Genomic DNA, 16,613 nt, shown 5'->3' with positions numbered 1-16,613 from the left:
TTACTTTCTAAGCAGGAGTTCGTGTGGCGATCAAAGAAACTATTGGTTAATTTACGGGTAACCTATTTAATTATATCTTATGATTACAATCATTGTCGCAACAGATTTTTCCGATGTCGCAGAGAATGCCGTAGCTTATGCTGCCGCTGCTGCAAAACATAGTAAGGCTAGACTGATTTTATTCAATTCTTATGCCCTTCCTCACCATGCTTCGAATACCATTTTACCCGCTTCAAGTGTCCAGAAATTAATTGATGACAATAATAATCGTTTGCAGGAACGCGCGCTAGATATCGCCAAAACTTACGGAATAGAGGTGGGATTTGAAACCCGTTTTTCTTTTGTAGGAGATGAATTGAGTGATGTCCTTAAAAAGCATGAGGCTGACCTGCTTATTCTTGGAATGGGTGCTAAAACACTGGAACAAGATCTGATTGGGAACACAACCACGGCTGCAATTAAGCAATTGAAATTTCCGGTGATTGCAGTTCCTATTGGCGCCAAATTTGAGGGATTGAAGAAGATTCTGTTTGCCTGTGATGTGCTTCGCGGAGTACCAGTGCAAATTTTGAAACGGATTAAAGAATTGGCCATTAGCCTCGATGCAGAAGTAGAAGTTTTTCATGTGAACAATGCAATCGATGAATTGCAATCAGGGGAACGGGGATTGTCTGAAAAGGATGCAATTGGAAATGGCCTGGCGGGAGTAAGTTATTACTATAAAAATGTAAAGTCTAATGCGGTAATTAAGGAGATTGCAAAAGAAATTAAAGCATTCGATGCTGACCTGCTGATTATGATCCCTAACAAGTATGGTTTTTGGGCATCTTTGGTGCATCGTAGTAAAACCAGAGTCATGGCCTCCGGACTCGAAATTCCGTTGTTCTCTATTCCGCTTTAAATAAGCTTTGGCCTCTGGATGAAATTTAGAAAATAGCTGTAAACTTGGCTTTTTTGAATTTGTTTAAGTTAAATTAGTACTCAAGAAACAAAGTGTTCGTGCTGTAAATAGAAATGTTTATATAAGGTGGAATTTCCACTACAATCAAACAGATAAAAAATATAACAACCGGAATATGGAAAATTGGCAGGAGATCTCTAATTTGGATCAATATGATACCCCCTTATTTGTGGTATATGAGGACCGCATCAAACAGAATATTGAATTGGCAATTACATTGCTTTCGGGGGATGTATCCAGGTTCAGACCACACATTAAGACCCATAAAATGGGGGAGGTACTCGAGATTTTCTCGAGTTATGGCATACATAAAATTAAGTGTGCCACCATAGCAGAAGCAGAATTGGCAGCATTAAATGGCATGACTGATGTGATGATCGCTTACCAACCGGTTGGGTTTAAGATTAATAGAATGATGGCGCTAATCTCCACCTTCCCTAATTGTAGGTTCTCCTGTCTGGTAGATAATTTGGGAACTGCAACTGAAATTGCAGCGATCGCAAAGGCGGAGGGAAAAGAAGTAGAGGTATACCTGGATCTCAATACAGGAATGAATAGGACAGGTCTTCCTATAGCGGAAAATGTGGTTGAATTTGTAATGGCTTTAAAGGAGCTCAGCGGATTGAAATTTATGGGCTTACATATTTATGATGGCCATATCCATGATCCTGATCCGGCTGTTCGTGCAGCACGTGCGAAACCAGCAATGGATAAAGTGCTTGCCGATGCAGATGAACTGCTTAAAAGAGGTTGCACTGAGCTAAAGATTGTCGCGGGTGGCTCCAATACATTTTCCTATTATTCCGGAATAGAAAGACTGGAGTGTAGTCCGGGAACCTTTGTATTTTGGGATGAAAATTATACCAGGTTATTGCCGGAATTGAGTTTTAAACCTGCTGCGGTATTGGTATGCAGCGTAATCTCTCTGCCTGCTCCAGGCCTTCTGTGTGTAGATCTTGGCTATAAATCGGTTTCTTCAGAGAATCCAATCGAGAAGCGTGTGGCTTTTCTCTGGAATGAAGACTTAACGCCTATTGGACATTCTGAAGAACACTTGACTTTGAAACATATTGGGCCAAGAAAATATAAGGTGGGTGACCGGATTTACGGCCTCCCTTACCATGTATGTCCTTCCTGCGCATTGTATGAAGAAGCGCAGGTGGTTAATGATCATCGGATTGAGAAAAGCTGGAGAATTAAAGCCAGGGATAAAAAGATCTCCATTTAAACCTAAAGAAAAGTTAGGTTGGGATTAGATCTTTTATAAGGATCCAATAACGGAGCATCAGATGGAAGCTCCGTTACAATATAATCCACTTCTGATAAGTTGGCAATTTTGATTTTCATGGTAGAATTTAGTTTCTCTGAGATGGATACAATTGCCACCTTATCAGAAGAAGCTAACATGGCTTTTTTTACCTGTACCGTATCCCAGTCTGAGTCCGAAAACCCACCTTCGATATCCAGTGCATTAGTACCCAGGATGCAAAGATCAGTTTTAAGGTGCGAAAGCTGATTGAATACATCCCCGCTAAAGCACATCTGGCTATACGTGGAAATTTGTCCACCAAGCATAATTGTTCTGATATTAGGTTTATCTAATAATTCCACGGCAGATAAAACACTGGCAGTTAATATTGTAATTCTAAGGTTTCCTGGAATCAGCTTAATGAATTCTCTGATCGTAGTACCACCACCAAGAAGTAGTAGCATATCTTTTTTTAGCAATGGCAACAGCTTCTGTGCGATCGTGATTTTATCATCTTGTGAATATGCCTTTTGATCTGAAGTATGGTGATAAGCACTGGCCATCGCGCCACCTTTTACCCTAATCACTAAATTTTCTTTTTCCAGCTCATTAATGTCCCTTCTAATGGTATCTTCAGAGACATTGATGATCACTGCCAAATGTTCAAATGTAGCGCGGGTATGGATGTTGATTTCTTTAACAATGAGCTGCTTGCGCTGAGCTTTTGTTAGTGGAGCGGGTTGCTGGTCGGTAGTCATTACTGCTGTTATAATTACAATAATACGTCTTAATTATAAAAAAATAAACAATTTTGTGCTTATGGCAACTGATTTGGGTTCGCTTTCCAGTTCTCCTCAGGGTGGATAACGCTGGTTTTTCCAGCTCTCCCTTTGCTATCAAACGTACGGAACCTAACGGTTCCTTTTATTGGTATAGGCTTCGTGTAAATCGGACTGTCTTTTGTAGGTTCAGTTTGATCGGTGGTGTATCGAACTGTTAGCCCTGGAAATTGTATGTTCAGGTGTAACATGCCGTTTTTAACCACAGCACCAGCAGGAGGGAGCCTATAATTCAACGTTTCAAATGCCGCGTCAATTCTTGGCAGTTCTTTCTTACCTACAACATTGACAAATTCTGACCATGCGCGGTTGTAGAGCTGTTTTCTTTTGTTGGAGTCAGGCTCATTTGCCCAAATAGGGTCTGCAGCCCAGGCTCTTTCTGCCAGTCCCAACAGCTTAGGCATAATCATATACTCCAGACTTTTAGGTCCTTTAATCGTCTCACTCCATAATAACCCTTGTAGGCCAACGATATTCGCTTTCCCTTTTGCAGTTAAGCGTTCCTTAGCGTCGTAAAATCCTTCTTTTAAGGTGTTGCCGAATTTGTCTTTATTGGAATTCAGAAAGGAATTAAATGGAATAAAGTTGAAAGCTTTATCGATGTCAGCATATTCTCCCCAGTAATAACCAGGTTCATCGAAAGACTTTTGGTAGGCCATGTCAAAATAGAAATTACTTACACCACCCAGAATCACCTTATAACCAACATTGGCCAGGCGATAAGCAAGGTCTTCCGCACCCCATCCGATGATATTGTTCCATACATTGAGGTGGATATTTTTATCGGCAAGTCCAGGATTGATGACATAAGACTTCTTGCCATCAGTCAGCACGGGCTGCATTCCTACTTCTTCCCAACCGGATAAATACAAATTCCGCTGTTTTAACATCTCGTATAATTTGTTGTAGAAATAGACCCATAATCCATTTACATCTTTTAATTCAGGATGAGTTTTGACGAAAGCCAAGCTAGATGGAGAGCCTTCCCATGCACCATCAGGGACTTCATCACCACCAAAATGTATGGTCTGTAAAGGCGCATTAGCGGCCTTATACATGGCAATGATTTCATCACTTACTTTTTCCATAAAATGATAGGCAGAAGGAAGTGCCGGATCAATCACATTATCATTCCAGTTTTGTACAGAACGGTAAGTGGAGCGATCATTCAGGTCTTGTAAAAGGTATTCAGTGGCTGCTTTTGGTTCGCCAGCTTTCATTAGTCTATGGTAGCGCGCTTCCATGGAACGAATGGCAGCCCTGGCATGGCCAGGTGCTTCAATTTCGGGGATCACCCGGATGTGTCGTGAATTGGCATGTTTTAAAATCTCGATGAAATCCGCAGTACTGTAATGCCCTGTACCATGAGGATTATCTACAAATGGGCCTGAACCAAATGATGGAATCAAGTGCTGGGCATTGCTGTCTAGCGGATGTCCTCTTTTTGAACCCAGTTCAGTAAGCTCAGGTAGCCCCTTAATTTCGAGTCTCCAGCCCTCATCATCTATCAAATGAAAGTGTAAAACATTCAATTTATACATGCCCATTAAGTCCAGCACTTTGATTATCTCCTCCTTAGTCTGGAAGTTTCTGGCTACATCAATCATCAATCCTCTGAATGGGAAACGTGGGCTGTCCTCAATCAATGCATTTTGAATATTGATGCTCGCCACTTTGGCGCCTCTTTTTTGTGGAGGGAAAATGCTAAATAAGGATTGTATGCCATAGAAGATACCGGTAGGGTCTGCAGCGGCTATGATCAGGCTATTCGGATTGATTTTGATCACATAAGCTTCTTTTCCTAAGGACTTATCTAGCTTTAACACCATAGATTTTCCGGAAGTAACCGCTTTCTTCGGAATCAATAATAGGCCTAGTTTTTCCTTTAACAATTTGCGCTCCGCTATAAATAAGGGGTCTGCTGATATGTTTATCCCAAGGTCAAGGTTAAATGTACCTGGTTTTTCCTTATAGGTAACCGGTGTAGGAAAGACTTTTGGAAGTTCCTTTTCCGGGAGGTTCACGATATTTTTATTCTCCTCATAAATGAGCTGTGGAGTAATTGCAGGAACACGGTCCTGTTTATTTCTGGCAAATTGCGCTGGACTGGTAGAAGGAATGGCCTTTACGTTAGTTATAGGAATCGGTTTTTGAGGATTATTGTCGTAGATGAGGTAAAAACCTTCAGGAGCATCTGTGTAATTTACTGCCCAATCACCAGAAGCAAATTCAATATTCACGGAAGCTCCATTGCTAACGGGACTGAATTTTTCAGTTGGGCGGATATAATATAAATCACCATTCACATGTACAATGTTGACTTCCCCGCTTACTGTTTTCGCAATTACCTTTCTGGCAAAATTGAAATACAGTTTCCAATTGTTGTTTCCTAAAGGAATCGGGCCGTTGTTTTGAAGGTTTAACACCGATAGGAACTGGCCTGTACCAGCATAGCTATTTTCTATTATCTGCCAATTAATTGCAATGTTTTTTGCATTTACGACGTCATTTTTGACTTGGGCGTTAGTCATTAATGCCCATAAAAGTAGGGGCAATTGTAACAGTAATCGTCTCATTTTTATACCTATTAATTGGTCTAATATATGATTTACATCTTCAATCTGCAAACAGTACAAGTTCTTGTGAATAAATTAATTGATGAGCAGAATCTTAAATATTTAATTCTTATGTTTGAAACGCGTGTTTTGTTGCAAAAAATATGCAAACCAAATATTAGGTATGATTTTAGGATTTAATAGAAATACCCCGGGTCATTATTTAAAGTTTCGCTTGAAGCTGGTGCTGGTGCTGGGCTTATTTTTTTCAGGCAGGGCTGTATATGCCCAGGATTCCTTATTTAAGGTAATTCCTGAACCGGTTTATGCTAAAAGTACTGGACAAAAAATGGAAATCCAGCCCAAAACAGTGATCTATTACAGCGAATCCTTGGCGGCCAATGCCGCATTAATTAATGAGGCCATCCGCTCTTATACCGGTTATCTGCTCCCTTTAAGTCTGCAACCTGAAAAATCATTAGCAGCAGTTAAAGTGCCAGGAAAGGAACAGCATGATCCTCAACAATTGGTGTTGTCCATAGATTCGCTGAATGTTAAAATGCCCAGTGGTTACCAGCTTTTGATTGAAAAAGATAAAATTTCTATCATTGGTCATGATCCTTCAGGCGTGTTTTATGGCATACAGTCACTGATCCAGCTGTTTCATCTTTCGAAAAAAAATATTTTAGCTATTCCGCAAGGCGAAATCAAAGACTATCCCCGTTTTAATTATAGGGGAATGCATCTGGATGTGGGTAGACATCTATATACTGTCGATTTCCTGAAAAAATTCATTGACCTTCTCTCTCTTTATAAATTCAATGTTTTTCACTGGCACTTGACAGAAGATCAGGGCTGGCGTATGGAAATAAAGAAATATCCTAAGCTGCAATCAGTAGCTGCATGGCGATCAGGAACAATTATCGGTCATAAAAAAGAAACACCTCATACTTTTGATGGAAAAAAATACGGCGGATATTACACGCAGGACCAGATTAAAGAAGTGGTAGCTTATGCGCGTTCTAAATATGTAAATGTATTGCCGGAGATTGAAATGCCCGGGCATGCGCTTGCCGCTTTGACAGCGTATCCAGAATTGGGATGTACCGGTGGACCTTATCAGACCGCTCAGTTTTGGGGCGTATTTGATGATGTTTTTTGTGCCGGTAACGAACAGGTTTATCAATTTATGGAGGATGTACTGGATGAGGTGATCAGTCTGTTTCCTTATGCTTATATCCACATTGGTGGCGATGAATGCCCGAAGTTAAAATGGAAACATTGCCCGAAGTGTCAGGAGCGCATTAAAACTGAAGGTCTTAAAGATGAGCATGAACTTCAGGGGTATTTTATGAATCGCATAGAACGTTACCTCGCTGGTAAAAATAAAAAAGCCATTGGTTGGGATGAAGTGTTGGAAGGTGGGATCTCTAAAAATACAACCATTATGAATTGGAGGGGGGAGCAAAGCGGTATCACTGCGGCAAAAGCCGGTTATGATGTGATCATGACTCCAGAAAACCTGCTTTACCTTGATTATTACCAGAGTTTAAATAAAGATGAACCTGTGGCTGCCGGCAATTACACGCCGCTATCAAAGGTATATGCCTATGAACCTGTACCCGATGCGCTCAGTGCGAAAGAAGCAGGTTTTATTAAAGGAATTCAGGCCGGCGTTTGGACCGAATATATGAGTGATGAAAAACACTTAGAGTACATGGTTTTTCCGCGTGCATTGGCGGTGTCAGAAATCGGCTGGTCGCAAAGCGGAAGGAAAAATTATCCTTGGTTTTTACAAAAGTTACGCGATCAGGAAGCGTTGCTCAGGAGGAGAAATGTTAATTATTACCCTTATTTTGAGGAGTTGACTGCGGATTGGAAGAATGAAAACGAAAGCACGATAACGGTGATTCTAAAAACTACTTTACCTAATGCCCTGATCAGGTATACCACTGATAGCAGTATCCCCATAGTTAAAAGTAAAGTTTATCAGCAACCGATTCCCTTAGATCGATCTATGGAACTGAATGCGCAGCTGTTTGTTGGAAATAGAGCTACAGGTCGGGTGTTTAACCAGCACTTCCAGCATCATCTTGGATTACAAAAGAAAATTACCCTCGCAAATCCAGGAAATGGTAAATACAATTTCCCAGCCAAGCTACTCTTAAACGGGCTGGAAGGGCATCATCGCTTTAATGACAGTCAATGGTTGGGTTTTAGTGGAAAGGACCTTGATGCGGTAGTGGATTTAGGAAAGGCAACACCTGTTTCTGCTATTGGTGTCAATTTGCTCAATTATCATTGGCAGCGGATGTGGGCACCAAAGCGTCTTCGTTTTATGGGGTCATTAGATGGGAAGAATTTTAAAGAAATATATACTCAAGAAAATTTCGATATTAATGGGATCAATAAAGTAAACGCCCAATTTCCAACGCAACAGCTAAGATATGTGAGAGTCGTTGGCGAAAATATTGGAATCATTCCGAAAGGAGCATACGGAGAAGGAGAAAAGGCCTGGCTGATGGCAGATGAAATTATAATCAATTAAAATCCTTAATTCATGACCTTATTTATTGTTGTAGGCTGTATCCTGTTGCTTGTTTTGCTGACCACCTGGGGTAAAGTGAACGCTTTCATTGCTTTTCTGTTGGTGTCAATCCTTGCTGGTTTGCTATTAGGTATTCCCTTGTCAGGGATCACTAAATCTTTGCAAAAAGGGGTAGGAGATATACTCGGATCTTTGGTGATGGTCATTGTGTTTGGTGCAATGCTGGGTAAATTAGTTGCTGCAAGTGGAGCTGCACAAAAAATAGCCTCGGTCATGATGAAAATATTTGGCCGTAAATATATCCAATGGGGATTGATGGTGACAGGTTTCATTATCGGGATTCCCTTGTTTTATAATGTAGGTTTTGTACTGATGGTTCCCTTGATATTTTCGGTGGTTTACAAGTATAAACTTCCTGCCGTTTACCTGGGGCTACCTATGTTGGCTGCTTTGTCGGTAACTCATGGATTCTTACCACCACACCCCTCTCCTGCAGCATTGGTGCTTCAGTTTCATGCGAATATGGGGATGACTATGCTTTATGGTATTTTATTGGCCATTCCTGCCATTGTAATCGCCGGTCCATTGTATGCGAGGACATTAAAAGATATCGTCGCTATCCCTTTAAAAACGTTTCAATCGGAGGATTTGCCAGAAGAGGAGCTTCCTGGTGGCTGGAACAGTTTTATTTCCGCTTTATTACCGGTCATTGTTATGGCCATTACGACGGTCGGCGTTTTAATATTTAAAGATAATCCTGCCCTCACGAGCTTTGCAGGCTTTCTAGCAGAACCCTCTATTGTGATGTTACTGACACTCTGTTTAACCACCTTTACTTTGGGAATTAATATGGGTAAAAGGATGAAACAGGTGATGGCGATTTATGCCGAGGCAGTTAAGGATATTGCGATGATTTTACTGATTATAGCAGGGTCAGGTGCTTTGAAACAGATCCTTTCGGATAGTGGTGTGAGTGTAGAAATTGGGAATGTATTGGCTGGATGGTCTATTGAACCTTTATTTTTGGGCTGGCTGATTGCGGCGGTTATTCGCGTTTGCCTGGGCTCTGCGACTGTTGCTGGGTTAACGGCAGCGGGGATTATTGCTCCGCTAATGATTAATTCTAATGTAAATCCAGAGCTCATGGTACTTTCTATTGGCGCAGGAAGTCTGATGTTCTCTCATGTGAATGATCCAGGATTCTGGATGTTTAAAGAGTACTTTAATCTGAGTATTAAAGATACGGTAAGGTCCTGGTCAATTATGGAAACACTGGTGGCGGTAATTGGATTATTAGGGGTGTTGATTTTAAACCGGATTATTTAGCCTGCTGATTTAATCAAAGCTGTTTATAAGCCATGAGATATTGGATTGTGCTTTTTCTTTTAACTGATGTGATCCGGATGGTCTAAAACCGGATAATTTTCAGGAGCTTGTTTTACTGGGATTTCCTGTAATTGGAAATACAAAATAAGGACTTTGCTGAGCCAGGAGAAAAATAGCAGCAGATAAGCGCAGAGTAAAACAGCAATCAGGTAAAACTTCCAGATGAAATCATTAGGGATGATAAAGAAAAATATTTCCAGCAGGAAGATTTGTAGCAGATATCTGACATAGTGAACTGCATTGATGGCGCGGTTTTTCTCCCGGTTACTCCAATAAAAGAAGGCAACATTACTGAGTGTATAGCCCATTGCAGCGGCATACCAGTACTTTAGGTTTAAGGTTTCCAGGGCAACGAACAATTGTGAAAGACAAAATAAGGCCAAAAGTTGAGGAAGATATAGCCATGGACTTTGAGTTTTAGCTTGTTTTATCTGCTCCTGCATGACCCATTCCTGTAAGAGTAGTAATAAAGTCAAGAATAAAAATAATACCTTAAAAAAAGAAGGGCTGCCCAGAAAGTTTACCAGCTCCGTATAGGAGTTGACCAATCTTAAATCGCTGGGGATTGCTAATGCCAGTCGAAAAAAGCTTAAGGCGATTACAGTACCATACATCACCTGTATAAATACAGACATTTTCTCTTTCCTCGTCCTCATGTAAGTATTGCTTGTTTTTATTTCCCCCTTTGCAGTATACAAAATTACATTAATTGCAAAATACTTCCAAATCAATAAGTTGTCCTGCAGTTTTTAGGTATTTTTTTGCCAGGTTTTATTAAATGGCCTAGGCTGTACTGCTCCCAATCGGATCCGTAATACTGGCCATATTGTCTTTTCTTTTTTTAAGAATGTACTTTAAAACAATGGTGGCGACGATTAAGAAAATGATCAGATTCAGGTAGCCCCAGAAAATCATGAGTACCAAAACTCCGAGCGCAAACGGAAACCAGAGGTATGTGTTTTTAATCAGTTCTTGATAGTGATATACTGCAATCAGAATCAGGCATCCGATCATGAGGAATAGCGTGAGCCTGGAGTTGAAATACTGGGTCAAAATATCAAACCAAGCCGGCTGAATATTCTTTTCATCGCTACTTATCCCATAAAACCGATCCGATCCCTTTTTCGTGTAAACAGTTAGGTTGGTTCCCGATTTTAAGTCATGCGCAGTCGGATGTGGGGCATACCACCAAATTGGATAATCTTGCTGGAGGAACATTTCCTTTTCACGAAGCTTTAAAGCAATGGTATGGGTATTTTGGTAATAGCCCATCCCAATTTTTGCAGTATCAATTGTTCCCATTTCTTTTTCAAAAAAAAGATGTGGATTGGCGGCTTTAAAGAAGCCGAAAAATAAGCAAAAACAGAAAATGAGCGTTAATATCAATCCTGGCCAGCTTGTTTTATAGAATAAAATGGCTTGTTTATACATTTATTATTTCCTTGTTAATGTACAAATAACACTATAGATTACCACTAGTAACAGTTTTAAACTCAGAAAGTTCTATTTCTTGTAAAGATAGAAATATTTGGATGGTATCGTTAAATTGTTACATTTGAATTAATCAAACCGAACCACAATGTCCAAACATTCATCCGACTTAAATAACCTGATTAGTCACATTGCGTTGTATGATAGCGAAAGCGCATACAAGCAATTTTTCAAATCCTTATTTCCTGTTTTATACCGTTTCAGCTATTGTTTGTTGAAATCTAAGGAATTGTCGGAAGAAGTAGCTAGTGACGTAATGATTACCCTTTGGAAAAACAGAAAAAATTTGCCAGAGCTGGAGAATGTGAAGGTTTATGCCTTGGTGATTGCAAGAAATCTCTCGTTAAACGTATTAAATAAGCATTCCAGACATGAATTGATTTCTATTGATGACATCGAGATAGAGGTGGCGTTAGATTCCTTAAATCCAGAGCAGCTGCTGATCAACGGAGAGCTAAAGAAAAGACTGGAACAGGCTACGCAATCGTTGCCTGATAAGTGTAAAATGGTGTTTAAGTTGATCAAAGAAGATGGCCTTAGTTATAAAGAAACGGCTACCCTCTTGAATATTTCCGTGAAAACTGTTGATGCCCATTTGGTAACCGCGTTAAAGAAATTAGCGGTAGTTCTACAGATGGAAACGCATCTGCTATAATTTATTTTCATTTTTTTTAAAATCGACTAGGGAGTTTTCTGAAAAATATTGTCCTATACCTACAACCAATATAAACTTCAGAACGAACCATCCTTATGGATAATAACAGAATCATGGAACTGTTGGCCCGTAAACAGGCCAATGAGGCTACGCCGCGTGAATTGGAAGAGTTAAAAGCACTCATGAATTCCTTTCCCGATGCAATGTATTTTGATGAAATTGTCTCTGAAATATGGGGGCAGGGCGAGGATAAAGTCGGTATGGATGAGGGAGAACTAGCTGTTTTTTATCAGGCACATCGACTGAAATTCAGTGAAGAGCTTGGATTTAAGGATCAGGAGCGCCCATTTGCTGCAGTAATAAAGGATACAAAGCCAGCTGCTGTGGAAAGTCCAATCACGCCAGAAAGCCCAATAACTCCAGAACCGGTAACTTCAGAAGTTTCTCTATCAAAAAGTGTGAACCTCGGTTCCTGGATTAAAAATCAATATCGTCTTCTTGGTGTGGCCTGCGGAATTTTCATCATTGCCATGGCTTCTTTTTTTTACCTTAAGAACAATCCTAAGGAATTTGATACACAGGTTTTCAGTGGAAAGGGGATGCGTAAGAAAATCTTACTGCCTGATGGTACCTTGGTGTGGTTAAATGCAGAAAGTAGTCTTTCTTATGATACCCATCTGGATGAAGAGGAAAAAAGAGTAGTTTATCTGATTGGTGAGGCATTTTTCGATGTATCACACCGCCAAAACAGGCCTTTTATAGTGCGCACAGCGCAGTTGTCAGTAAAAGTACTAGGAACGGCATTCAATGTGAAAGCTTATGCTAAAGAGCAGGGAACAGAGGCCACCTTGTTGAGAGGTTCCATAGAATTGTCTATGAATAATCAACCAGCACAAAAAATCATCCTGAAACCTTCAGAAAAATTTGTGACCAGCACGCAAAAGAAAATTGACCTCCACAAAAAGGGAAGCCAGAAAGAAGATGTTCCAAATGCTCTAGTCGTTGAGCAAATCATTCCTGTACGCATTGCGGGCTCCGAATATATAGAAGAAACCTCCTGGAAAGACAATATGTTGGTGTTTCAGAATGAATCGCTGGAAGACTTAAAACCAAGGTTAGAGCGCTGGTTTAATGTACATATTGAACTCGGTTCAACCATTCCTAAAGGATATCGTTTTACCGGAGTGCTGAAAAATGAAAATATTAAAGAGGCTTTAACGGCCATGCAATTAATCAAACCATTTCACTTTAAACAAAAAGCAGATGACGTAATTATTTACTAACAAAAAAAGGGAGTAAATGCGCCAACATTTTCCCCCTTTCCCAACCTTCAAGCGGTAGTTAAAACTACCATTATCAGATTTTTAACTTTGAAATTGACAAATCTATGAAAAAAAAAGAACTGTGCAATAAAGTTCTATGTGCCGGATTTTCCCGAAAAAAAATTCTATTGATGTTAAACTGGAGCTTTGTTTTGTCGTTCGTCTTGTGTTTGCAAGTTTCGGCGTCTACTTATTCACAATATAGTAAGGTTGACCTGGACCTGAAAAAAGTGAAATTAAAGGATGCCCTGAGCATCCTCCAAAAGAAAGGGAATTTCAGACTGTTATACAGTGAAGCCGACCTTCCTTTTAATAAAAGCATTACCGTGGTTCAAAATGATATCCTCGTGACGGATGCCCTGAAAATCTTTTTGGAGGGAACAGGATTGAAATTTCAAACGCTGGAAAATCAATTGGTAGTGATCCGTTCACAGCATTCGGAAATGGCGGAAATTATTGTTAAGGGAACTGTTTCCGATGCAAAAGGAGGTGGTGTTCCAGGAGTGAGTATTAAGCTCAAAGACGGTTCCGTTGGTGCCACCACGGATGCTAATGGAAAATATAGCATTAAGGTTCCAGACAATGGTACGCTTGTTTTCAGTTATATGGGATATGTCACCCAGGAAATTTCTGTAAATAACCGGCCAGTGATCAATGTGACCATGTCTGAAAAAGCAGAAGACCTTTCTGAAGTGGTAGTGGTAGGTTACGGTACGCAAAAGAAAGCGGTTGTATCTGGTGCGATTGCCTCTGTGAAAGGTTCTGAACTGGCAAAATCGCCTACAGCAAATCTTTCTAATTCCTTAGCAGGACGTATGCCGGGGGTAACTGCGGTTCAATCTAGCGGGGAACCGGGATATGATGGTTCTGCCATCCGAATTCGCGGAGTCAATTCCTTAGGGAATAACGATGCATTAATTGTAATTGATGGGGTGCCTAACAGAACAGGTGGTTTAGAACGTTTAAATCCTAACGACATTGAAAGTGTCTCTGTTTTGAAAGATGCTTCTGCCGCGATTTATGGTTCCAGAGCAGCAAATGGGGTGATTTTAGTCACCACGAAACAAGGTAAAACCGGTAAGCCACAATTCTCGTACGATTACTCTTATGGTCTGCAACAACCAACACGGACACCAAAAATGTCTAACTCAGTTCAATATGCCGAGATTTTAAATGAACTGAAGATTTTTGGTTCTGATTTACCGGTGAACCAGTGGAATGCTGCTTGGCAAGCCCTGAAAAACAATGGTGTCTACAATAGAACAGATAACAGTACCACCATTAACGCGGCTTATCTCCCGGCAGAAATGCAGGCTTTTCGTGATGGATCTGATCCTTTACGCTATCCAAATACAGATTGGTTTGGGACCACGCTAAAAAAATGGTCGCCTCAGCAAAGACACAATGTGCAACTGACCGGAGGGGCAGAAAATATCAGGTACCTGGTTTCTATGGGCTATCTGGATCAGGATGGTTATTATAAAAAATCTGCTACCGGCTATAAACAATACGATATGAGGATAAACCTCGAAGCCAACCTGAATAAGTACATCACCACCTCATTGGGGATTACCGCGAGAGAGGAATTGAGAAATTTCCCTACCGTAGGTGCAGGTGATATCTTTAGGATGATCATGCGTGGAAAACCTACACAAATGGAGGTTTGGCCAAATGGGCTACCAGGCCCAGCAATTGAGTTTGGTTATAATCCAATTGTGACCACAACAGATCAAACCGGATATTTAAAAGACACCAGAGATTATTTTCAAACGAATGGTAAGGTGGAAATCAAAATCCCGGGCGTGGAAGGCTTAAAATTTACGGGAATGGCATCCATTGATAAATTTTCCGGTCGTGCAAAAAGATGGCAGACGCCATGGACACTTTATTCATGGGATAAGCGGTCCTTCGAAGCTGATGGGGTAACACCAGTGCTGGTGGGGACGGTAAGTTCTGAACGTTTAGATCCAAGCTTATCAGAAACTGCAGGCGGACAATTGGCCATTAACTTAACATCTATGTTGAATTATGATAAGAAGTTTGGTGACCATAGTTTAGGTTTGATGGCGGGTGTGACTAGTGAAAGGGTTAATAATGATGGTTTTAATGCTTCTAGAAGGTATTTTATCTCAACGGCTCTAGAAGAACTTTTAGCTGGTGGTGATCAGGAGCAAACCGTTGGGAATCCAACAGATGCACCAAATAATCTCTTCAAAAGAGCACGTTTAAGTTATTTCGGACGTGTAGGCTATAATTACAAGGAAAAATATCTTGCGGAATTTCTCTGGAGAGTGGATGGTTCTTACATCTTCCCACCAAACAAACGTTTTGGATTCTTCCCAGGCGTATCTGTAGGCTGGCGTATGTCTGAAGAGGCATTCTTCAAAGAAAATGTAAGCTTTGTGAATAACTTAAAGCTTAGAGGTTCATGGGGGCAAATGGGAGCAGAGGCTTATTTTGGCTCAGCATTAGCCGAATACCAGTACTTGAGTACAATGGGCTTTTCTAATTATGTGATCAATGATAAACAGACCCAAACGCTTTATGAAGCAAGTGTGCCCAACCCTAACTTTACCTGGGAAGTAGCAAACAACCTGAATGTAGGTTTAGATGCTTCCTTTTTAAACAATAGATTGTCCCTAGAATTTGATTATTTCTACAATAAAAGAACCAATATTCTAATCAGGAAAGACAAGTCCGTTCCGGAAAGTTCGGGAATTCTTGAAAAATTACCACCAGTAAACCTGGGAAAAGTAGACAACAGAGGTTTTGAATTTAAGTTGAGCTATAACGACCAGATCGGGGAATTGGGATATGGAGTGAGTGTAAACGGAGGTTATGCGAAAAATAAAATCGTGTACTGGGATGAGACTCCGGGGGCTCCGGCATGGCAACGTTCTACCGGACGTCCAACAGGAACAGAATTGGCCTATAAATTTGCTGGTGTATTTAGAGATCAGGCAGAAATTGATGCCAATCGTATCAACTATAGCGCCATCACACCTACGTTATTACCTGGTGATATGAAGTTTATAGACATCAATGGTGACGGGTTAATCAATGCAGACGATAAGGTCAGGTTGGATCAAACCAATACGCCAACCTTTACGGGTGGTGTCAATTTAAATCTTCAATATAAAAATTTCGACCTTTCTGTGTTGATACAAGGCGCTACTGGTGGTGTGCAGATTGTGGGCTTAACAGAGTCTGGTGAAATCGGGAACTTCCTCGAATGGTCTTATAAAAACCGCTGGACAATCGACAATCCAAGTTCGGAAAACCCGCGTTTATCTGACCGTGGCAAGACCTATTATACCGATGCAAACAATGCTTCCAACAATACTTATTGGATTCGTAGCAACAATTATGTGCGCTTGAAAAACGTAGAGCTGGGCTACTCTTTGTCTGATCATGTGAGTAAAAAACTAGGGTTAACCGCATTCAGATTCTACCTCAGCGGATTGAACCTGGCAACTTTAGATAAAATTGGAATCTGGGATCCGGAATCTACCAATTCCAGTGCACAATATTATCCTCAGGCAAGGGTAATCAGCGCAGGCGTTAAAGTTACTTTTTAATGGAATCTTGATCAGGAACACAAAAACTT

At 40.6% G+C, this 16,613-nt stretch carries 11 protein-coding genes; 7 read left to right on the top strand and 4 right to left on the bottom strand.

Annotation, left to right across the window (positions count from 1 at the left end; all coding sequences use genetic code 11):
- The first annotated feature begins 79 nt into the window (after window positions 1-79).
- Both GM920_RS10550 and GM920_RS10545 read left to right on the top strand, forming a co-directional pair.
- Window positions 80-901: a universal stress protein gene (locus GM920_RS10550; protein ID WP_182956807.1), complete on the top strand. Its 822-nt coding sequence runs from the start codon at window positions 80-82 to the stop codon at window positions 899-901.
- Between the two features lie 175 nt (window positions 902-1,076).
- Window positions 1,077-2,189 (top strand): D-TA family PLP-dependent enzyme, encoded by a 1,113-nt coding sequence (locus GM920_RS10545; RefSeq protein WP_182956804.1) that lies wholly within the window; start codon window positions 1,077-1,079, stop codon window positions 2,187-2,189.
- A gap of 2 nt (window positions 2,190-2,191) precedes the next feature.
- Here GM920_RS10545 and GM920_RS10540 read toward each other — a convergent pair whose 3' ends face one another.
- Window positions 2,192-2,968, bottom strand: a complete 777-nt coding sequence (locus GM920_RS10540; RefSeq protein WP_182956802.1) for a DeoR/GlpR family DNA-binding transcription regulator — start codon at window positions 2,966-2,968, stop codon at window positions 2,192-2,194.
- A 59-nt stretch (window positions 2,969-3,027) separates the two neighbouring features.
- Entirely contained in the window at window positions 3,028-5,625 is a 2,598-nt protein-coding gene (locus GM920_RS10535) for a family 20 glycosylhydrolase (protein ID WP_182956800.1), read from the bottom strand.
- A 163-nt stretch (window positions 5,626-5,788) separates the two neighbouring features.
- Here GM920_RS10535 and GM920_RS10530 point away from each other — a divergent pair, with 163 nt between their 5' ends.
- Both GM920_RS10530 and GM920_RS10525 read left to right on the top strand, forming a co-directional pair.
- Complete coding sequence (locus GM920_RS10530) at window positions 5,789-8,152, top strand: glycoside hydrolase family 20 protein (protein ID WP_182956797.1); 2,364 nt, start codon at window positions 5,789-5,791, stop codon at window positions 8,150-8,152.
- A 12-nt stretch (window positions 8,153-8,164) separates the two neighbouring features.
- Window positions 8,165-9,478: a gluconate:H+ symporter gene (locus tag GM920_RS10525; protein WP_182956794.1), complete on the top strand. Its 1,314-nt coding sequence runs from the start codon at window positions 8,165-8,167 to the stop codon at window positions 9,476-9,478.
- Window positions 9,479-9,537: 59 nt separating this feature from the next.
- On the opposite strand, the gene GM920_RS10520 is transcribed toward GM920_RS10525, so the two are convergent.
- On the bottom strand, window positions 9,538-10,194 hold the full coding sequence (locus GM920_RS10520; RefSeq protein WP_182956791.1) for a hypothetical protein: 657 nt from the start codon (window positions 10,192-10,194) through the stop codon (window positions 9,538-9,540).
- Window positions 10,195-10,321: 127 nt separating this feature from the next.
- Window positions 10,322-10,969 (bottom strand): hypothetical protein, encoded by a 648-nt coding sequence (locus GM920_RS10515; protein WP_182956788.1) that lies wholly within the window; start codon window positions 10,967-10,969, stop codon window positions 10,322-10,324.
- Window positions 10,970-11,117: 148 nt separating this feature from the next.
- Here GM920_RS10515 and GM920_RS10510 point away from each other — a divergent pair, with 148 nt between their 5' ends.
- The 3 genes from GM920_RS10510 (at window position 11,118) to GM920_RS10500 (ending at window position 16,584) form a co-directional block, all read left to right on the top strand.
- Window positions 11,118-11,684, top strand: a complete 567-nt coding sequence (locus GM920_RS10510) for an RNA polymerase sigma-70 factor (protein ID WP_182956785.1) — start codon at window positions 11,118-11,120, stop codon at window positions 11,682-11,684.
- A gap of 95 nt (window positions 11,685-11,779) precedes the next feature.
- Window positions 11,780-12,967 carry a FecR family protein gene (locus GM920_RS10505; RefSeq protein WP_182956783.1) on the top strand — a complete coding sequence of 396 codons (1,188 nt, stop codon included), beginning with the start codon at window positions 11,780-11,782 and terminating at the stop codon, window positions 12,965-12,967.
- A gap of 104 nt (window positions 12,968-13,071) precedes the next feature.
- Window positions 13,072-16,584, top strand: a complete 3,513-nt coding sequence (locus GM920_RS10500) for a SusC/RagA family TonB-linked outer membrane protein (RefSeq protein ID WP_202986088.1) — start codon at window positions 13,072-13,074, stop codon at window positions 16,582-16,584.
- The last annotated feature ends 29 nt before the right edge of the window (window positions 16,585-16,613 follow it).

It is taken from the genome of Pedobacter gandavensis, assembly GCF_014172405.1.
GTDB classification, from domain to species: Bacteria; Bacteroidota; Bacteroidia; order Sphingobacteriales; family Sphingobacteriaceae; genus Pedobacter; species Pedobacter gandavensis.
This window is presented reverse-complemented; position numbering and strand designations above follow the sequence as displayed.